This window comes from Streptomyces adelaidensis (assembly GCF_016598475.1).
Lineage (GTDB): Bacteria > Actinomycetota > Actinomycetes > Streptomycetales > Streptomycetaceae > Streptomyces > Streptomyces adelaidensis.
In genome coordinates, this window is the sequence record NZ_JAEMUX010000068.1 from 16895 (window position 1) to 32846 (window position 15952).

General features: G+C 68.4%; 17 protein-coding genes. 8 read left to right on the forward strand and 9 right to left on the reverse strand.

Annotated features, from left to right (window positions below; genetic code table 11):
- Nucleotides 1–80: 80 nt before the first annotated feature.
- The 4 genes from I8N67_RS30450 to I8N67_RS30465 are packed head-to-tail and all read left to right on the forward strand — an operon-like array spanning nt 81 to nt 4254.
- Complete coding sequence (locus I8N67_RS30450) at nt 81–680, forward strand: type IV toxin-antitoxin system AbiEi family antitoxin domain-containing protein (RefSeq protein ID WP_200307452.1); 600 nt, start codon at nt 81–83, stop codon at nt 678–680.
- Complete coding sequence (locus tag I8N67_RS30455) at nt 677–1558, forward strand: nucleotidyl transferase AbiEii/AbiGii toxin family protein (RefSeq protein WP_307835417.1); 882 nt, start codon at nt 677–679, stop codon at nt 1556–1558. Before I8N67_RS30450 ends, I8N67_RS30455 begins: the two co-directional genes overlap by 4 nt.
- A 49-nt stretch (nt 1559–1607) precedes the next feature.
- Nucleotides 1608–3137 (forward strand): class I SAM-dependent DNA methyltransferase, encoded by a 1530-nt coding sequence (locus I8N67_RS30460; protein WP_200307453.1) that lies wholly within the window; start codon nt 1608–1610, stop codon nt 3135–3137.
- Nucleotides 3138–3153: 16 nt separating this feature from the next.
- Nucleotides 3154–4254, forward strand: coding sequence for a restriction endonuclease subunit S (locus I8N67_RS30465; RefSeq protein ID WP_200307454.1), 1101 nt, complete (start codon nt 3154–3156; stop codon nt 4252–4254).
- Nucleotides 4255–4266: 12 nt separating this feature from the next.
- Here I8N67_RS30465 and I8N67_RS30470 read toward each other — a convergent pair whose 3' ends face one another.
- From I8N67_RS30470 to I8N67_RS30485, 4 genes are all read right to left on the reverse strand, one after another.
- Nucleotides 4267–4929, reverse strand: coding sequence for a JAB domain-containing protein (locus I8N67_RS30470; RefSeq protein ID WP_200307455.1), 663 nt, complete (start codon nt 4927–4929; stop codon nt 4267–4269).
- 23 nt (nt 4930–4952) lie between these two features.
- A complete protein-coding gene (locus I8N67_RS30475; RefSeq protein WP_200307456.1) occupies nt 4953–6656 on the reverse strand; it encodes a DUF262 domain-containing protein in 1704 nt (567 codons plus the stop codon).
- Nucleotides 6657–6746: 90 nt separating this feature from the next.
- Nucleotides 6747–6863, reverse strand: coding sequence for a DUF397 domain-containing protein (locus tag I8N67_RS44710; protein ID WP_372443831.1), 117 nt, complete (start codon nt 6861–6863; stop codon nt 6747–6749).
- Between the two features lie 22 nt (nt 6864–6885).
- Complete coding sequence (locus tag I8N67_RS30485) at nt 6886–7752, reverse strand: helix-turn-helix domain-containing protein (protein ID WP_200307458.1); 867 nt, start codon at nt 7750–7752, stop codon at nt 6886–6888.
- A gap of 83 nt (nt 7753–7835) precedes the next feature.
- Between I8N67_RS30485 and I8N67_RS30490 the strand changes: the two genes are divergently transcribed.
- Complete coding sequence (locus I8N67_RS30490) at nt 7836–8324, forward strand: ATP-binding protein (protein WP_307835418.1); 489 nt, start codon at nt 7836–7838, stop codon at nt 8322–8324.
- On the opposite strand, the gene I8N67_RS30495 is transcribed toward I8N67_RS30490, so the two are convergent.
- Nucleotides 8290–9111, reverse strand: a complete 822-nt coding sequence (locus tag I8N67_RS30495) for a serine hydrolase domain-containing protein (protein WP_200307459.1) — start codon at nt 9109–9111, stop codon at nt 8290–8292. The genes I8N67_RS30490 and I8N67_RS30495 overlap by 35 nt on opposite strands.
- A 19-nt stretch (nt 9112–9130) precedes the next feature.
- Nucleotides 9131–9601: a GNAT family N-acetyltransferase gene (locus I8N67_RS30500; protein WP_200307460.1), complete on the reverse strand. Its 471-nt coding sequence runs from the start codon at nt 9599–9601 to the stop codon at nt 9131–9133.
- Between the two features lie 110 nt (nt 9602–9711).
- Between I8N67_RS30500 and I8N67_RS30505 the strand changes: the two genes are divergently transcribed.
- Together I8N67_RS30505 and I8N67_RS30510 are read left to right on the forward strand one after the other, a co-directional pair.
- Nucleotides 9712–10188, forward strand: coding sequence for a MerR family transcriptional regulator (locus I8N67_RS30505; protein WP_200307461.1), 477 nt, complete (start codon nt 9712–9714; stop codon nt 10186–10188).
- Nucleotides 10185–11198: an aldo/keto reductase gene (locus tag I8N67_RS30510; protein ID WP_200307462.1), complete on the forward strand. Its 1014-nt coding sequence runs from the start codon at nt 10185–10187 to the stop codon at nt 11196–11198. Before I8N67_RS30505 ends, I8N67_RS30510 begins: the two co-directional genes overlap by 4 nt.
- A 65-nt stretch (nt 11199–11263) precedes the next feature.
- Here the strand turns inward: I8N67_RS30510 and I8N67_RS30515 are convergent, their stop codons facing one another.
- The 3 genes from I8N67_RS30515 to I8N67_RS30525 form a co-directional block, all read right to left on the reverse strand.
- Nucleotides 11264–12121, reverse strand: a complete 858-nt coding sequence (locus tag I8N67_RS30515) for a DUF4429 domain-containing protein (protein WP_200307463.1) — start codon at nt 12119–12121, stop codon at nt 11264–11266.
- 75 nt (nt 12122–12196) lie between these two features.
- Nucleotides 12197–13405, reverse strand: coding sequence for an alpha/beta hydrolase (locus I8N67_RS30520; protein ID WP_200307464.1), 1209 nt, complete (start codon nt 13403–13405; stop codon nt 12197–12199).
- Nucleotides 13406–13556: 151 nt separating this feature from the next.
- Nucleotides 13557–14219 carry a TetR family transcriptional regulator gene (locus I8N67_RS30525; RefSeq protein ID WP_200307465.1) on the reverse strand — a complete coding sequence of 221 codons (663 nt, stop codon included), beginning with the start codon at nt 14217–14219 and terminating at the stop codon, nt 13557–13559.
- Nucleotides 14220–14319: 100 nt separating this feature from the next.
- Between I8N67_RS30525 and I8N67_RS30530 the strand changes: the two genes are divergently transcribed.
- A complete protein-coding gene (locus I8N67_RS30530; protein ID WP_200307466.1) occupies nt 14320–15948 on the forward strand; it encodes an MFS transporter in 1629 nt (542 codons plus the stop codon).
- Nucleotides 15949–15952 lie beyond the last annotated feature (4 nt).

The window sequence follows — 15952 nt, forward strand, 5'->3', positions numbered from 1 at the left end:
AGATGACTTTAGTTTCGTGCGGGCATTTCCTCGTGGAACTAAAGTTGTCTTTGAGTTTCCCGGTCCGCTATGGTGATGTCGTGCTCAGAGACCGTACGGACAGCCGCGCAGCCCTCTGGCGGACCGCCGCCGGGCAGCGCGGCTACTTCACCGCCGCGCAGGCGCTGGACGCCGGGTATTCGTACCAGGCCCAGCGCTATCACGCCCAGCACGGCAACTGGTTGGTGATCGACCGCGCCCTCTACCGGTTCCGGGAGTTCACCGACTTGCCGGGCGAGGGCGACGAGCAGCTGGTGCGCTGGTCTCTGTGGAGCAGGGGTCGGGCGGTCGTCTCGCACGCCACCGCCCTCGCCGTCCATGACCTCGGTACGGCCAACCCGTCCCGTATCCACCTCACCGTGCCGCAAGGCTTCCGGCAGAAGTCGGACGCGGTGATACTGCACCGCGCGCAGTTGGCGGAGTCGGATGCCGAGGACCGGACGGGGTACCGGGTGACGGTCCCGGCGCGCGCGATCGCGGAGTGCGCGGAGGACGGCGACGACCAGGACGTCATCGACGGGGCTGTGGCCGAGGCACTGGAGCAGGGAGTCGTGACCCGCCGGAAGCTGCTGTATGCGGCGCAACTGCTGGGCGCCCGCGCCGAACTGGGTGTGGAGCGGGCTTTGGGGGCGCTGTCGTGACCGGCCGCTACCGCGACGCCACGGCCCTGCGCCGGGCGCTGGAAGCGAGGCTGAAGCAGGACGCGGACGAATCCGGCACCGACCTGGCCCGCCGCCGTCGCCTCGTTGTCTTCGACCGCATGGCGGCTCGTCTCGCAGAGGACCCGGTAGGCGGCTGGGTCCTCAAAGGCGGGGCGGCGATGGAGTTCCGGCTGACCGGCCGCGCCCGCACCACCAAGGATCTGGACCTGGCGTTGAGGCCCGAGGACGGCTCGGACACCGACGGCGACGAGGCCCGGGAACTGCTGATCGAGGCCCTGTCCGTCGACCTTGACCGGGACTGGTTCCGCTTCCGTGTCGGTGCGCCCGTCTCGTTGACCTCGGACACGGCAGGGCGGGGCGGCTGGCGGTTCTCCGTCGAGGCCCACCTCGCGGGAAAGCTCTTCGCGGGCGTCCGGGTGGACGTGGTGGACCGGGGTGAGGAGATCGCCCGGACCGAGCGCCTTCCGCTCCCCAACGCGCTCGCCTTCGCCGGTACTCCGCAGCGGACGATAGAAGCCGTCGATCGTCGCCAGCACTTCGCGGAGAAGCTGCACGCCTTCACCCGCGACTACGGCGACCGGCCCAACACGCGGGTCAAGGACCTGGTGGACCTCGTCCTGTTGACTGAGGACGGCCTGCCTGGGGACGCGGCTCTGGTGTCGGCCGTACGACATGTCTTTGCCGTACGGAACACCCACGACGTTCCGGACGAGCTCCCTGATCCGCCGCCCCGGTGGCGCGACAGCTACCCGGACCTGGCGCAGGAGCTGAGCACGGGCATCCCGCCGACACTGGGTGCGGCACTCGCGCTGGTGCGCGGCCTGTGGGCGGCGGCCCTCACTGATGAATCACGTTGACGCATCACCCACCTCTTCCCCACCGAACAGAGAGACCGGCTTAGCTGACATGGCAGCGACCACGAAGAAAACGGCAAAGGGGACGGCGGAGAAGTCCCCCGGTACCTCCCAGGCGCGCCTCGCGTCCCTGATCAAGTCCGCGCGCGACACGATGCGCAAGGACGCGGGGATGAACGGTGACCTGGACCGTTTGCCCCAGCTCTCCTGGCTGCTCTTCCTCAAGGCGTTCGATGAGCGGGTCGAGGAGGAGGGCGAGGCCCTGGACCCGGACGGCTACCGGCGGGCGATCGAGGAGCCGTACCACTGGGGAGGCTGGGCCACGAACCCTGACTTCAGCGGTGACGAGCTGAAGACGTTCGTCAACGAGAAGCTCATCCCGCACCTGGCCGGCTTGGTCGGTGATGACGCGGAGGACCCGCGCAACGTCATCTCGACCATTTTCAAGAACGTCGTCAACCGCATGCAGTCGGGCACGCTGCTGCGGGATCTGGTCAACATCGTCAACCAGATCCACTTCGTCTCGACCAACGACATCCACACCATGGCGTTCGTCTACGAGTCGATCCTCAAGGAGATGCGGGACGCAGCCGGCGACTCGGGTGAGTTCTACACCCCGCGCCCGGTCAACCGCTTCATGGTCCAGCAGTCCTTCCTGGAGCTCGACGAGGCGATCCTCGACCCGGCGAGCGGGACGGGCGGTTTCCTGGTCCAGGCGTACGAGGAGTTGAAGGGCCGGGTCAACACGGACACCCAGCGCAGGCGGCTGCACAAGAACATCCGGGGCATCGAGAAGAAGCCGCTGCCGTATCTGTTGGGCGCCATGAACCTGCTGCTGCACGGGATCGACACACCGCACGTCACACGTGCCAACTCGTTGCTGGAGATGCGGAACTCCAACGCCTCCGACAAGGTGGACGTGGTCCTCACCAACCCGCCCTTTGGCGGTGAGGAGGAAGCGACGGTCGTCAAGGCGTTCCCGGACGGCTTCCGGACTCAGGAGACGGCCTGGCTCTTCCTCTACTCGATCCTCGACCAGCTCAAGCTCGGCGGCCGGTGCGCGATCGTTCTGCCGAACGGCAGCCTCTTCGCGACGGGGGAGAACTCCATCGGTGCGAAGATCAAGAAGAAGCTGATGAAGGACTGCAACCTCCACACCATCGTCCGCCTTCCCCAGGGCGTTTTCGCGCCCTATACGCAGATCCCGTCCAACATCCTCTTCTTCGAAAAGACTGGCCCGACGCAGGAAGTCTGGTTCTACGAGATCCCGCTTCCGGAGGGGCGCCGGGGCTACACCAAGACGAAGCCGATGCGGATCGAGGAGTTCGAGCCGTGCGTGGACTGGTGGGGTGGCAAAGAGCGCGAGGGGCGCAAGGCGGGTGAACACGCGTGGGCCGTTCCGGCATCGGACATTGTCGTGTCCGGTTTCAACCTGGATATCGCCAACCCCCACGTCGGTGACGAATTGGTCCACCGGACCCCGGAAGAGCTGGTGGACGAGCTGGTGAAGATGGAGACGGAGATTCTGGAGCTGCTGAAGGAACTGCGCAAGGGGCTGGGGGCGAGCGACAGTGCTGAGTGAAGTTCGCCTTGGCGATGTGCTCGAGTTGGAGCGGATCCTCGTTCAGGTAAATCCCGATGCTGAATACCGCCAGATCGGTATCAGGTCGTACGGAAATGGGATCTTCCACCGAGACCCTTGCTTGGGTAGTGACCTGAGTAAACTTAAGTACTTCGAAGTGCACCCCGGTCGACTTGTAGTGAGCAACATCATGGCCTGGGAAGGGGCTATCGCTGTTTCGGAAGAGAAGGAAGCGGGGTTCGTGGGATCCGCCCGGTTTCTCAGCTACCGGCCGATCGGGAAAGTGGACCTTCGGTACCTGAACTACTTCTTCCAGAGTACCGCCGGGAAGACCCTGATTAAGTCGGTTTCGACGGGGACCGTCACGCGAAACCAAACCGTGTCACCGAAGAACTTTGAGAGCGCGGTGGTACCGCTACCTGACCTTGCTGAGCAGCGTAGGGTCGGCGACAAGCTCGACGCAGCGATGGATCAAATTGCGCAGGTTAAACTTCTGAAGGAAGCATCGGCCGGCCTGGCCCTTCAGCACGCCGACGCCCTATTTCGCTCCGTCGAGCGAACTGCACCATTGGCCCAGGCTCTGCGCGTGGACAACCAGTTCACTGATGTCGAACCTGATTCCACTTACCCTGTCACCGGGATCTACAGTTTTGGGCGCGGCCTGATCAAACGCCCTGCCATTCAGGGCAGCGCCACGGCGTATGCGCGGTTTGCGCGAATTCGGGCAGGCCAGATCGTTATGAGCAAGCTGAACGCTTGGGAGGGCGCGCTTGCTGTGGTCGGGGATGATTTCGATGGCACATATGTCTCGCCTGAGTATCCTGTCTTCAGCCTGATCGAGGGCGCAATTGATGGCGCATACATCGAGCACCTGCTGGCCTGGCCGGAACTTTGGGCCAAGCTGACGCCACGCGGGTCCATGGTCCGGCGCAAGCGGACCACTCCCGCCACGTTGCTGGCAACCGAGGTTCCGTTCCCCCGCCTCGCTGATCAGCGACGCATTGCCAAACAACTCACCCTCGCTCGCAAGGTGGTCGAAGGCGGAGCGGCTCAGCTTGAGCAGCTTGCCGTGCTACGTCGGGGCCTGCTCAGTGCGGCCTTCTCGGGGCAGCTGTAGCACTGCCAAACCTCACTCCGCCGTCACTCGCCGCCACCCCCCATCCGTGACCACCACATGGTCCAGAAAGCGCAGGCCGACCGCCCCAGCTCCCGCCGCCAGGCGGGTCGTGGCGCGGCGGTCGGCCTCGCTGGGGTCGGCGCAACCCGTGGGGTGGTTGTGGGCCACGCCGAAGGATGTGCCGCCCGCCGCGAGGGCCAGGGCCAGGACGTCGCGGACCGGGAGCAGGCTGCGGTCCGTCGCGCCTTCCGTGAGGACGGTCGTGCGGATGACCGAGCCCGACCTGTCGCAGACGACCACGACGACACGTTCGTGCCGCAGGCCGTGGAGGAGGGGAGCCGCGATTGTCGCCAAGTCGGCTGATCCGCGTACGCGTTGACGGGCGGAGGGCGACGGCGGCGCGGCCCGGCGGCCCAGCTGAAACGCCGCCGCGACCCGTGCCGCCTTCGCCGGGCCGATCCCTGCCAGGCCGACCGCCAGCTCATGTGCGGGGAGTCGGGACAGTTCGTACAAGCCGCCGTGCCGGTGGATCAGCTCCCCGGCCAGTTCCACCGCATCCTGGCCGGGAAGTCCCGCGCCCAGCAACAGCGCCAGAAGCTCACGGTCGGACAACGCCTCAGCGCCCCGCGCCAACAGCCGTTCGCGTGGTCGGTCCTGGGCCGGAACATCCCGCATCCGAACCACCGCGTCGCACCTCCTCAGTCCACCGAGTCGCGGTCGAGAGGTTCTGAGTCAGGGGCTACCGGGGGGTCGGGCTCCGGGTCGGGGGAAGGGGCGAACGTCTCTGCGTCTCCGCTGCTTCCCGCCGCCGAGCCGATGAGCTCCATCAGGCGCCGATGCAGCGTCTCCGAGCGGGCCCGCAGAAAGGCGTCGTAGTCGTCGCGCAACGCGGCCTGGTAGGCGTCTTCCTCGATCAGGCAGGTGCGCAGCCGCTCCCGCAGGACGCCCTCGCCGTGCCAGTTGGCCAGGTCCCTCAGGTAGGCGGAGGGGCGGCGGTCGGAGATCCAGTTGTTGGTGATCGCACTGAGCATGATCAGGTTGCCGCAGACGTTGTCCTTGCCCGCCTTCACTCCTTCCTTCTTCAGGCGCGCACGCGGGAAGAAGTGGTGGAACTGCTTCCCGTTCTGCCAGGACAGCGCGTCGGCCACATCGATGACGAGACCCGTGTTCAGGTCGACAGGCTTCTCGTACGACATCAGGAGCACCAGAAGCTTGCTGGGCGCGCTCTGCCGGGAGAACTGCGCGCGCTGCCAGAGAACGCTTCGGGGGAGCGCGGCCGCTGTCTCGACCTCCGTCGAGCGGCCCGCCGCGAACTCCGTGACGGCCGTCAGGTCCGGCCCCATCTGGGACTCTCGCCAGCCCTTGAAGTACTCGCCGCTCGCCGTCAGCCAGAACCAGCGAGTCACGGCCTCGTACTGGGCCGCCGTCGGCTTGGGCAGTTGCCGGAACAGCTCGACCAGGACGGCGAATTGGTTGTAGTACGGCAGCGCTTCGGCCTGCGGGGTGTGGATCTGGGTGGAGAGGAAGTCCACAGCCCGCGCAGCCGCCTTGCCCGCGTCGCTGACGGCTGCCTGGAGCTGCTGACGGTCCAGCCCTCGCAGCTCGTGGATGGACTTGGTGGAGAAGCCGAAGCCCGCCGCCGCCGAGATCGTCCGCAACATGGTCTTGGCGTCGACCCGGCCGTACTTCTTGGCATCGAGTACTTGGAGGAGCTGCTCGATCTCGTCCTTGAGGTCGAAGTCCTTCGACCAGGTGCCGGCCCGGATCAGATCGACGATGTCCATGGACGTGCCCGTACTGTTGATCCGCTCGAAAATTCGGGCCGAGTCCTCCTCGGAGACGTCGAGCAGTGTCACCAACGGCACCTGATAGTGCGCGAACTGTTCGCTCAGCGCTTGTGCGCGACGCTGAAGCTCGTCGCTCGGCTTGTCCCGCTGGATCCACGACAGGATCGCGCCGACCGAGGTGAGATCCCTGACCGGGATGATGTGCGGCCCTGTCGGGGTCTCCTCCGTGAGGTGCAGGAACTCCTCGCGCTCCAGGTCGTACGCGATCTCCCAGATCGCCCCGGAGCCGTGCAGCGCGCCGACCAGGCTTGCCAGCCGCTGCTGCCCGTCGAGGACATAGTGCACCGGGGCGCCCTCGTGCTGCGGCACGGTGTCCAGGCCCGCGATCTCATGTCCGCTGGCCAGCTTGGCCGTTGTGCGCCACATGAGCAGGCTGCCGATGGGGTAGTTGCGGCGCACCGAGTCGAGCAGATAGAGGATCTGCTGCGGGGTCCAGACGAACGCCCGCTGGAACTTGGGTAAAATGATGTCGCCGCTCAGGACCCGCGAAGCGAGTGAGGTGATCGGCGCAATCGTCGGCTCGGGCGCGCGCACCCTCGCTGGTGACGTCCCCATCGCGTACCCCCTGCTCGCCGGACTCGGCAGCTGGAACAGCTGCGAGAACGATCGTAGGGGGCACCACTGACAATCGAACGAGCCCGCGTTCTATCGCAGACCGTCTACGAACGTCTGCCAGGCGTCCGCGCGGATGATCACGGTCGGACCCGACGGGTTCTTGCTGTCGCGGACCGGGACGGAGCCGAGGGGGTATCCATCGGCCACCTCGACGCACTCACCGCCGGTACTACCGCTGTAGCTGGATTTGCGCCACTGTGCGTTCGTCAGTCGGGGGTCGGTCTTCATAGCGTTCCTCCATCACGCGGGCGATCAGCGCCGCGGAATCCTCTACGGAGAGGGCGGCGGCCTGCAAGCGAGCGTAACGGCGTGCGGCATCCCTGACAGTCTCGGGGTTGGCCGTCATATGGCCGGAGATAAGGTCTTCCGTGTAAATGATGTCGGGATCGTCCTCGAAGCGCATGGCAGTGAACGACCCATCCAAGCTGGCGTATTCACCCGCCGAGTTCGGAAGCACCTGCACATGCATCCAACGGTGAGCGGTGAACTCCAACAAGCGGGCCAGTTGCCTCCGCATGACCTCGCTGCCGCCGATCGGCCGGTGCAGCACCGCCTCGTCGAGGATCGCCCAGGCCAGCGGCGGCTGCTCCCTCTCCAGGATGCGCTGGCGCTCCAGTCGCGCCGCGACCAGGCTGTCGAGGTCGTCCGGCATGCCGGTGGCCAGTACCGCCCGCGCGTACTCCTCCGTCTGTAGCAGCCCGTACACCAACTGCGCCTGGTACGTGGAGATGTACGCCGCCTTCGCCTCCATCTCCGCGTACGGCTGGAACCAGGTCGGTAGTTGACTGCGCAGCACCAGGCCGATGAGTCGGGAGAAGACTCCGTCCGTGCCGAGGGCCGCGTCCACGCGCTCGGAGAACTCGCGGGTGGGAATCTTCTTCGTGGTCTCGATCTGGCCGACCAACGAGCCCGTGCAGAAGATGATCTCGCCGAGCTGGCCCTGATTGAGGCCGTGCGCCTCACGCTGCCGGCGCAGCTCCCAGCCGTAGTAGTCAAGCGGGGACGCGCTGGGGTCGAGCGATTGGATGTTGGCCATTGCGGTGCCTCCGGCCTCCAACGCCTCGCGGCGTTCGTTTTGTTACGTAGCCGAGAGTAATCAAAGCGTCGCACGCTGGTGGCGTGAATCACGTAACCGGTCCGCTGACGACGGATACCCAGAACGAGTACCGCGCCGAGTTCGCGGTGGGCGAGCACTCCGCCCGGCATCTGCGCCGCGTTCTGCGGCTCTACCTCACCGGCGCGGGTCTGCTGGAGGTGGCCGACGCTGCCGAACTGGCGCTGACGGAGCTCATCGCCAACGTCGTCCGGCACGTACCCGACCGCCGCTGCCGCACTTGTTTCCTGCTGCTGCCCGGCGGCGCGCGGGTGGAGGTCACCGACAGTTGCTCGCGACTGCCCGTCCAGGCGACCGGTGACGCACTCGCCGACGGCGGGCGCGGCCTGCTCCTCGTCGAGGCGGTCACCGCCCGGTGGGGTGTGACACCGCGCCCGGACGGAAGCGGCAAGACCGTGTGGTTCGAGTGCCTGGCCAAGACGCTGGAGGTAGGCGACCCCGCGCCGATGGAGGGTGGCCTCAGCCCCGCAGCTCCGCCAGCACGGCATCGGTGAACGGCGTCCACGCCTCGACCGCCCACGGCCCGAACGCCCGATCGGTCAGCGCCACACACGCCACCTGGGCCGCGGGATCGATCCACAGGAACGTCCCCGACTGCCCGAAGTGCCCGAACGTACCGGGCGACGACGAAGTCCCCGTCCAGTGCGGCGACTTGGCGTCCCGGATCTCGAAGCCGAGCCCCCAGTCGTTGGGGTTCTGGTGCCCGTAGCCGGGCAGCACGCCCTTCGTGCCCGGGTACTGCACGGTCATCGCGTCCGCGACCGTACGCGGGTCGAGCAGCCGGGGCGCCTGCACCTCGGCGGCGAAGCGCACCAGGTCGTCGAGGGTCGAGACGCCGTCCTTGGCCGGGGAACCGTCGAGGGAGGTGGACGTCATCCCGAGCGGTTCGAGGACCGCCTGCCGGGCGTACTCCGCGAACGGGATGTCCGTCGCCTCGGCCACCAGGTCCCCGAGCGCCTCGAACCCGGCGTTGGAGTACAGCCGCCGCTCCCCGGGCGCCGCCGTCACCCGGGGCTCGTCGAAGGCCAGCCCGGAGGTGTGCGCCAGCAGATGCCGCACGGTCGACCCGGGCGGCCCGGCCGGCTCGTCCAGCTCGATCGCCCCCTCCTCGTACGCGACCAGCACGGCGTACGCGGCGAGCGGCTTGGTGACCGAGGCGATCGCGAACCGCTGCCCGCCCGGCCCACGGGCCCCCACGAGGGTGCCGTCCGCCCGTACGACGGCCGCGGCGGCGGAGCGGACGGGCCAGTTCTCGATCAACGCGAGGCTCTGCAGAGGCATGCTCACGACCCTAAGCGGCTCACAGGTTCAGCCGCATCGAGGGGGCGGGCTTGCGTGCGAAGCCCAGCGAGGCGTACAGCGGCTCGGCCTCGGCGGACGCGTTCAGATCGACCTGGGCGACACCCTTGTCCCGGAACCAGTCCAGGAGCGCCTCCACGCAGGCGCGGGCATGGCCACGGCGGCGGGCGTCCGGGTCGGTGGCGACGCTGAAGACGTGGCCGACCGAGCCGTGCGGGTTCCCGGTCCGTCCGATCCGGTACTCGACCGTCCCGGCCACCAGCGCGACGAGCGAGCCCGGCCGCTCGGGGCGGTCGATCACGAAGGCCGCGAAGTCCCCGTCCGGGTCGGCGAGCCGGCGGCGTACCGTGGGCAGGGACTCGGCATGCCACTGGGTGGAGGTGTCCGCGCCCGGCATGGAGTCGATCATCACCTGGCGCAGCCGGAGCACTTCGGCCGCGTCCTCGGGGGTGGCACGTCGTACAAGACCCATGATCCGCACGGTAGTCAGCCGGGCCGACGATGTCGTGGGAATTTCAGTACGCGGAATTTCCTCGGAATCCGCTTGCTTGGAGCGCACTCCAAGGTTTTAGCGTGGTGGTCATGACGGTGATGGAGACCACGAGTGCCACCAGTACTGCCAGTGGCGGCGGTTGTGCGGGTCCGCCGCGAAAACCCCGGCGCCCGGACGGCCAGGACAGGTACACGATCAGCGAGGTCGTCGACCTCACCGGTCTGACGGCGCACACCCTGCGCTGGTACGAGCGGATCGGGCTGATGCCGCACATCGACCGCTCCCACACCGGCCAGCGCCGCTACCGCAACCGGGACCTCGACTGGCTCGACCTCGTCGGCAAGCTCCGGCTCACCGGCATGCCGGTCGCCGACATGGTCCGGTACGCCGAACTGGTGCGCGAGGGCGACCACACCTACACCGAGCGCTTCGAACTGCTCAAGGCGACCAGGCAGGACGTCCTGACCCGGATCGCCGAGCTCCAGGACACCCTGGACGTGCTCGACCGGAAGATCGATTTCTATGCGGACGCCGGGCAGGCCCTGGCGTCGGAGAGGGCCTCATGACAGACGCCAGGATCGCGAAGACACGGCTGGGAGCCGACGGCCCCGAGGTAGGCGTACAGGGCCTCGGCTGTATGGGCATGAGCTTCGCGTACGGCCCCTCGGACGCGGGTGAGTCCAGGGCCACCCTGGAGCGCGCGCTGGAGCTGGGCGTCACGCTCTACGACACGGCGGACGCGTACGGGGCGGGCGAGAACGAGAAGTTCCTGTCCCCCTTCTTCAAGGCGCACCGCGACGAGGTCGTCATCGCCACGAAGTTCGCCCTGGCGATCCACCCGGACGACCTGACCAAGCGGATCATCCGCAACGACCCGCCGTACATCCGTGAGTGCGTCGAGGCGAGCCTGCGGCGCCTCGACGTCGACGTCATCGACCTCTACTACATGCACCGCCGTGATGTGGACATCCCCATCGAGGAGACCGTCGGCGTCATGGCCGAGCTCGTCCGCGAGGGCAAGGTCAAGCAGCTGGGCCTGAGCGAGGTCACCGGCGGCGAACTGCGCGCCGCGCAGGGCGTGCACCCGATCGCGGCCGTGCAGTCGGAGTGGTCGCTGTTCAGCCGGGACATCGAGGCGGGCGTCATCCCGGCCGCCCGTGAACTCGGCGTGACCCTCGTGCCGTACTCCCCGCTCGGCCGGGGCTTCCTCACCGGCTCCTTCGCCAAGGCCGAGGACCTCAGCGCCGACGACTTCCGGCGCCAGCAGCCCCGCTTCACGGGCGACAACGCCGCCGCCAACGCGGCCCTCCTGGCCCCGGTCCGCGAGGTCGCCGCCGCCCACCAGGCCTCACCGGGCCAGATCGCCCTGGCCTGGGTCCACCACAAGGCGGCCCGGTACGGCCTCCCCGCCGTCCCGATCCCGGGCACCCGCAAGCCCACCCGGGTCGAGGAGAACGTGGGGGCGACCCGTATCGCCCTGAGCGAGGCGGACATGGCCCTGCTCGAACCGATCGCGGAGAAGGTGGCGGGAGACAGGTACGCGGACATGAAGTTCACGTCCGCAGGCAGGGAGTAGAGGGAGGGGAGGGAGGAGAAGGAGTACGGGGAACAGGACCGTTTCCGGTCCCGCCGCGGCCGCCGCTAGAGCTCGGCCAGCAACTGCGCCTTCTTCACGCTGAACTCCTCGTCCGTCACCAGCCCCGCCTGGTGCAACTCCCCTAGATGCCGGATCCGGTCGGCGATGTCGGCCGGATCCCGGCGCGGCCCGGTGGCAGCCGGGTCCGCGGCCTCCACCGGCCCACCCGTCCGCAGCGTGGCCAACACCGCCGCGGCGAACGGCAACGACTCGTGCACGGGCCCGTACCCGAGCCCGAAGACGACAGCGGCCGGATCGTGATCCGGCTGGGGCGGGGCGTCACTGCCCGCGTCCCGGCGAAGCAGTCGCAGATACCCCTCGAACACCTCGGGCGACCGCCACTCGACCCCGCTCAGCGCACCGACCGGGAACGTCTGGTCGCCGACCTTCCACTTCGTCGAGGACGCCCCCGTCCAGGACCACCGGAACGACACCGACCGCCCGTCGAAGGACGCCTTCCCGTCGTACGCCTTGAACTGCAACGGCACCTCCGGCGCGGCCACCAGGAACCGTTCACAGGGGCCCGACTCGGTCAGCTTGGCGCGCAGTTCGTCGGCGTAGTACTCGGCGAGGGTCTCCCGCTCGGCCGGCAGCACCAGCCGGTACGGGTCGGAGCCCTCCTTGAGCTGGTCCGCCGCCGCCTCCATCAGCGGATCGGCGCCCGGTCGCGGCACGGCACGCAGTACGACGGTGCCCCGCTTCCCGGGTGTCAGAGTCACCTCCGCGATCGCCTCCAGGGGGACGCGCCGCTCACCGAGCGCCTGAAAGAGCTTCGGCGTGCGAATCCCCCGTTCGAAGCGGATGAGCACGGAGTCGGACTCGAACTCCCAGGCGGCATGAAATCCGGCCAGTACGTCACCCATGCGGCTCATCGTATGCGTGCGACGCGGCGAAGTCCCGACCGAGGCGAACCGCACTTTTACCCTCCTCTACGCGCGTCAGGCCGTCGTACTGCCGGAGAGACCCGACAGACACGCGTCGTCCGCCTGCGCACAGCGCACCGACTGGTAGGTGCCGATTCCGATTTCGGCGAAGTTGTACAGGCTTTCCGTCCCCGGCTCGAAATAGCCGCTGTGCCCCTCGGCGTCGGCCGCCGACAGAATGCGCGCCCCGAACTCCGCGGAGACCGGGTCGGCGCCGTGGCCGAGACCGCCGACCTCCAGATAGGGCACGTCCTGGATCCAGTCGTCGGCGTCCCGCATGGCCCACACCCGGGCCGACGTACGCAGTTGACCGACCGTCTCCGCGCGCATCCCGGGGCTGCCCGCGACCGCGATGTCGGTGACCCGCTCCGGCAGCGAGCGCGCGGCGACACCGCACACCACGGAGCCGTAGCTGTGGCACACCAGCGCGACCGTCGAACCGCCGGGCAGGCTCCGCACCAGCGCGTTCAGCCGGACCGAGCCCTGCTCGGCGCGGAGCGCGGTGGCCGAGTCGAGGCCGACGCCGTCGGGCGCGGTGTAGTCGGCCCAGGCGATCACGGCCGTACGCGTCGCGGGGCTCGCGGCGCGCTCGGCCCCGTAGAGCGACTCGGCCATGCCGACCGGTGCGGAGTATCTGCGGTTGGTGCGCTGGAAGGTGAGGAGGTCGGTGTCCACGCCGGGGACGACGACGGAGACGCGCTCGGCCTTGTCGAGATCCCCGAAGACCTCGGCGACGCGGCCGGTGCCCTCGGGATCGAAGGCGAGGATCTGCCGATTCTTCACGGCCAGCATGGCGAAGCGGTGCATCCGGCGGCCCGCCGCGTACTGGCCGGCCTCGGAGAGCCGCTCGTCGCGCATGCGCGTGCGTTCCCGCCTGCTCTGCTGTTTCAGCGCGAGGCGGTTGGCGCGGTAGCGCAGTTCGACGGGGGCGCCGTTCATGTTGCCGACCACGAGCGGATAGCGGTGGACCAGTCCGGTGCGCTGCCCGTCGCTGAGCGAGGCGAAGAAGGCGGCCAGGCTGCTCGGGGCGGCGTCGACGTCCGGCAGTTCGCGCCCGTCGAGGTGCCCGCGCTGCCACGCGGAGAGCGACGCCTGAAGCGGCGACTCGGCTCTGTGGCTGCGGATCGCGGTCCAGCCGGTGGTCGCCAGCATCACGAAAACCACGGCCAGCGCCAGCAGTGCGCGCCAGACGTTCAATTGCGGGGAGGAGTCGAAGGAAGTCACTGAAAGGACACACTAAGAGAACGGATGGGTCTCGCGTTAACCGAGTGAGGGGGATCACGTTTCGGCCAACGCCCGTTCCGTGCACTGCGCAAAGAACGTCCGGATAGCCCGGTAAATTGCGTTCCCTCCATGTTTCGGGCAGTGCGCAAATTCAGTCAGTACGCCATTTCTCGGCCAGCGACGGGCGTACGGCGTCCAGATGGGCGGCGGTCAGGGCGCGCATCGACTCCATGCTGAGGTCGCCGCCCAGGGCCCAGCGGCGTTCGGTCACCCGCATCACACCGCCGAAGACCGCGACCGTCACACGCGGCCGGGGGTCGGTGTCCACGTCGAGCCCCTCGCGCTCGGCGACGATCCGCTCGATCTCCCGGGCCACCTCGTCCGAGCGGCGCAGATGCGCGGCGAGCAGCGCGGGCGTCGACTCGATCATGCCGTAGGCGCGCAGATACAGCTCCACGGGAACGACCTCGGCGACGGCCTCGCCGATGGCGTCCCAGCCCTCCAGGACGGCGTTGCGCAACGCCTCCAGCGGGGCCTCGTGGGCGGGCCGGGCCCGCACCGCCGCCAGGTACTGCTCCTGCGTGATCTCCAGGATCGCGAGGGCGGCCTCCTCCTTGCCCGCGAAGTAGCGGAAGAAGGTGCGCTGCGAGACATCGACGGCCTCGGCGATCTCGTCGACCGTCGTCGCTTCGTACCCCTGCGTGGTGAAAAGCTCCAGGGCGGCCCGCAGCAGCGCGTCATGGGTGCGCTGCTTCTTCCGCTCGCGCAGCCCCGGCCGCTCCTCCGCCGCCGGCTCCGTGGCCACCGTCTCCATGAACCCTCGTCTCCACCCGCCCCTGCGGCGAGTGACGTGACAGTTACCGACTTGTGAACTGGTTTGTCAACTGTCAGTGGCTGTCATTAGCCTCCCCCGTATGACTAGTCAGACCACTGTCGACAAGACGGGACCGGGGGACAAGGCACCATCGGTCCCGTCCGGTCCGACACCGAACCAGGAACGGACGGGCCTGCGCGGCCACCCCTGGTTCACGCTCCTCACCGTGGCCGTCGGCGTCATGATGGTCGCCCTCGACGGCACGATCGTGGCGATCGCCAACCCGGCCATCGCGGAGGACCTGAAGGCCACCTTCCCCGAGGTCCAATGGATCACCAACGCCTACTTCCTCGCCCTCGCCGTCACCCTCATCACCGCGGGCAAGCTGGGTGACCGCTTCGGACACCGACAGACCTTCCTGATAGGCGTGGTCGGCTTCGCCGCCGCCTCGGGGGCCATCGGCCTGTCGAGCTCGGTGGGCTTCGTGGTGACCTTCCGGGTCTTCCAGGGCCTGTTCGGCGCGCTGCTGATGCCGGCCGCGCTCGGCCTGCTCCGCGCCACCTTCCCCGCCGAGAAGCTGAACATGGCGATCGGCATCTGGGGCATGGTCATCGGCGCCTCCACGGCCGGCGGCCCGATCCTCGGCGGCTTCCTCGTGGAGAACGTCAGCTGGCAGTCCGTGTTCTGGATCAACGTCCCGGTCGGCGTCCTCGCCGTGGCCCTGGGCGCCTGGATCCTGCTGGACCACCGCGCCGAGAACGCCCCGCGCTCCTTCGACCTCCCGGGCATCGCCCTGCTGTCCGGAGCCATGTTCTGCCTGGTCTGGGCGCTCATCAAGGCCCCGGCGTGGGGCTGGGGCGATGGCCTGACCTGGGCCTTCCTCGTCGCGTCCATTGCCGGGTTCGCCCTCTTCGCCTACTGGGAGACGAAGGTCGGGGAGCCGCTGATCCCGCTGGGCCTCTTCCGCTCCGTCCCCCTGTCCGCGGGTGTCGTCCTGATGGTCCTGATGGCCATCGCCTTCATGGGCGGCCTGTTCTTCGTGACGTTCTACCTCCAGAACGTGCACGGCATGAGCCCCGTCGACGCAGGTCTGCACCTCCTGCCGCTCACCGGCATGATGATCGTCGGCTCGCCGCTCGCCGGCGCGATCATCACCAAGGCCGGACCGCGCATCCCGCTGGCCGGCGGCATGGCGCTCACCGCGATCGCCATGTACGGCATGTCGACGCTTGAGACGGACACCGGCAGCGCCGTGATGTCCCTCTGGTTCGCCCTCCTCGGCCTCGGCCTCGCCCCGGTGATGGTCGGCGCCACCGAGGTCATCGTCGGCAACGCGCCCCTGGAGCTCTCCGGTGTCGCCGGCGGTCTCCAGCAGGCCGCGATGCAGATCGGCGGCAGCCTCGGTACGGCCGTACTGGGCGCCGTGATGACGTCCAAGGTCGACGGCGACCTGGCGGGCAACTGGACGGCCGCGGGCCTCCCGCCGCTCACCGAGGCCCAACTCACCCCGGTCGAGCAGGCGGTTCAGCAGGGCATCGCCCCGGTGCCCGAGGGCACTCCGGCGGAGATCGCCGCGAAGATCACCGCGGTCGCGCACGACACGTTCATCTCCGGCATGAGCCTGGCCTCGCTCGTCGCCGCCGGGGTGGCCACGATCGCCGTCCTCGTGGCGTTCCTGACCAAGCGCGGCGAGAACGCCGAGGCGGGCGCCGGAGCGGCGCACATCTGACAAC

Coding starts and splice junctions, on each gene's coding strand:
- I8N67_RS30460 (WP_200307453.1), top strand. CDS start 1,608: ATGGCAGCGACCACGAAGAAAACGGCAAAGGGGACGGCGGAGAAGTCC.
- I8N67_RS30470 (WP_200307455.1), bottom strand. CDS start 4,929: ATGCGGGATGTTCCGGCCCAGGACCGACCACGCGAACGGCTGTTGGCG.
- I8N67_RS30475 (WP_200307456.1), bottom strand. CDS start 6,656: ATGGGGACGTCACCAGCGAGGGTGCGCGCGCCCGAGCCGACGATTGCG.
- I8N67_RS30485 (WP_200307458.1), bottom strand. CDS start 7,752: ATGGCCAACATCCAATCGCTCGACCCCAGCGCGTCCCCGCTTGACTAC.
- I8N67_RS30495 (WP_200307459.1), bottom strand. CDS start 9,111: ATGCCTCTGCAGAGCCTCGCGTTGATCGAGAACTGGCCCGTCCGCTCC.
- I8N67_RS30500 (WP_200307460.1), bottom strand. CDS start 9,601: ATGGGTCTTGTACGACGTGCCACCCCCGAGGACGCGGCCGAAGTGCTC.
- I8N67_RS30505 (WP_200307461.1), top strand. CDS start 9,712: ATGACGGTGATGGAGACCACGAGTGCCACCAGTACTGCCAGTGGCGGC.
- I8N67_RS30510 (WP_200307462.1), top strand. CDS start 10,185: ATGACAGACGCCAGGATCGCGAAGACACGGCTGGGAGCCGACGGCCCC.
- I8N67_RS30515 (WP_200307463.1), bottom strand. CDS start 12,121: ATGGGTGACGTACTGGCCGGATTTCATGCCGCCTGGGAGTTCGAGTCC.
- I8N67_RS30525 (WP_200307465.1), bottom strand. CDS start 14,219: ATGGAGACGGTGGCCACGGAGCCGGCGGCGGAGGAGCGGCCGGGGCTG.
- I8N67_RS30530 (WP_200307466.1), top strand. CDS start 14,320: ATGACTAGTCAGACCACTGTCGACAAGACGGGACCGGGGGACAAGGCA.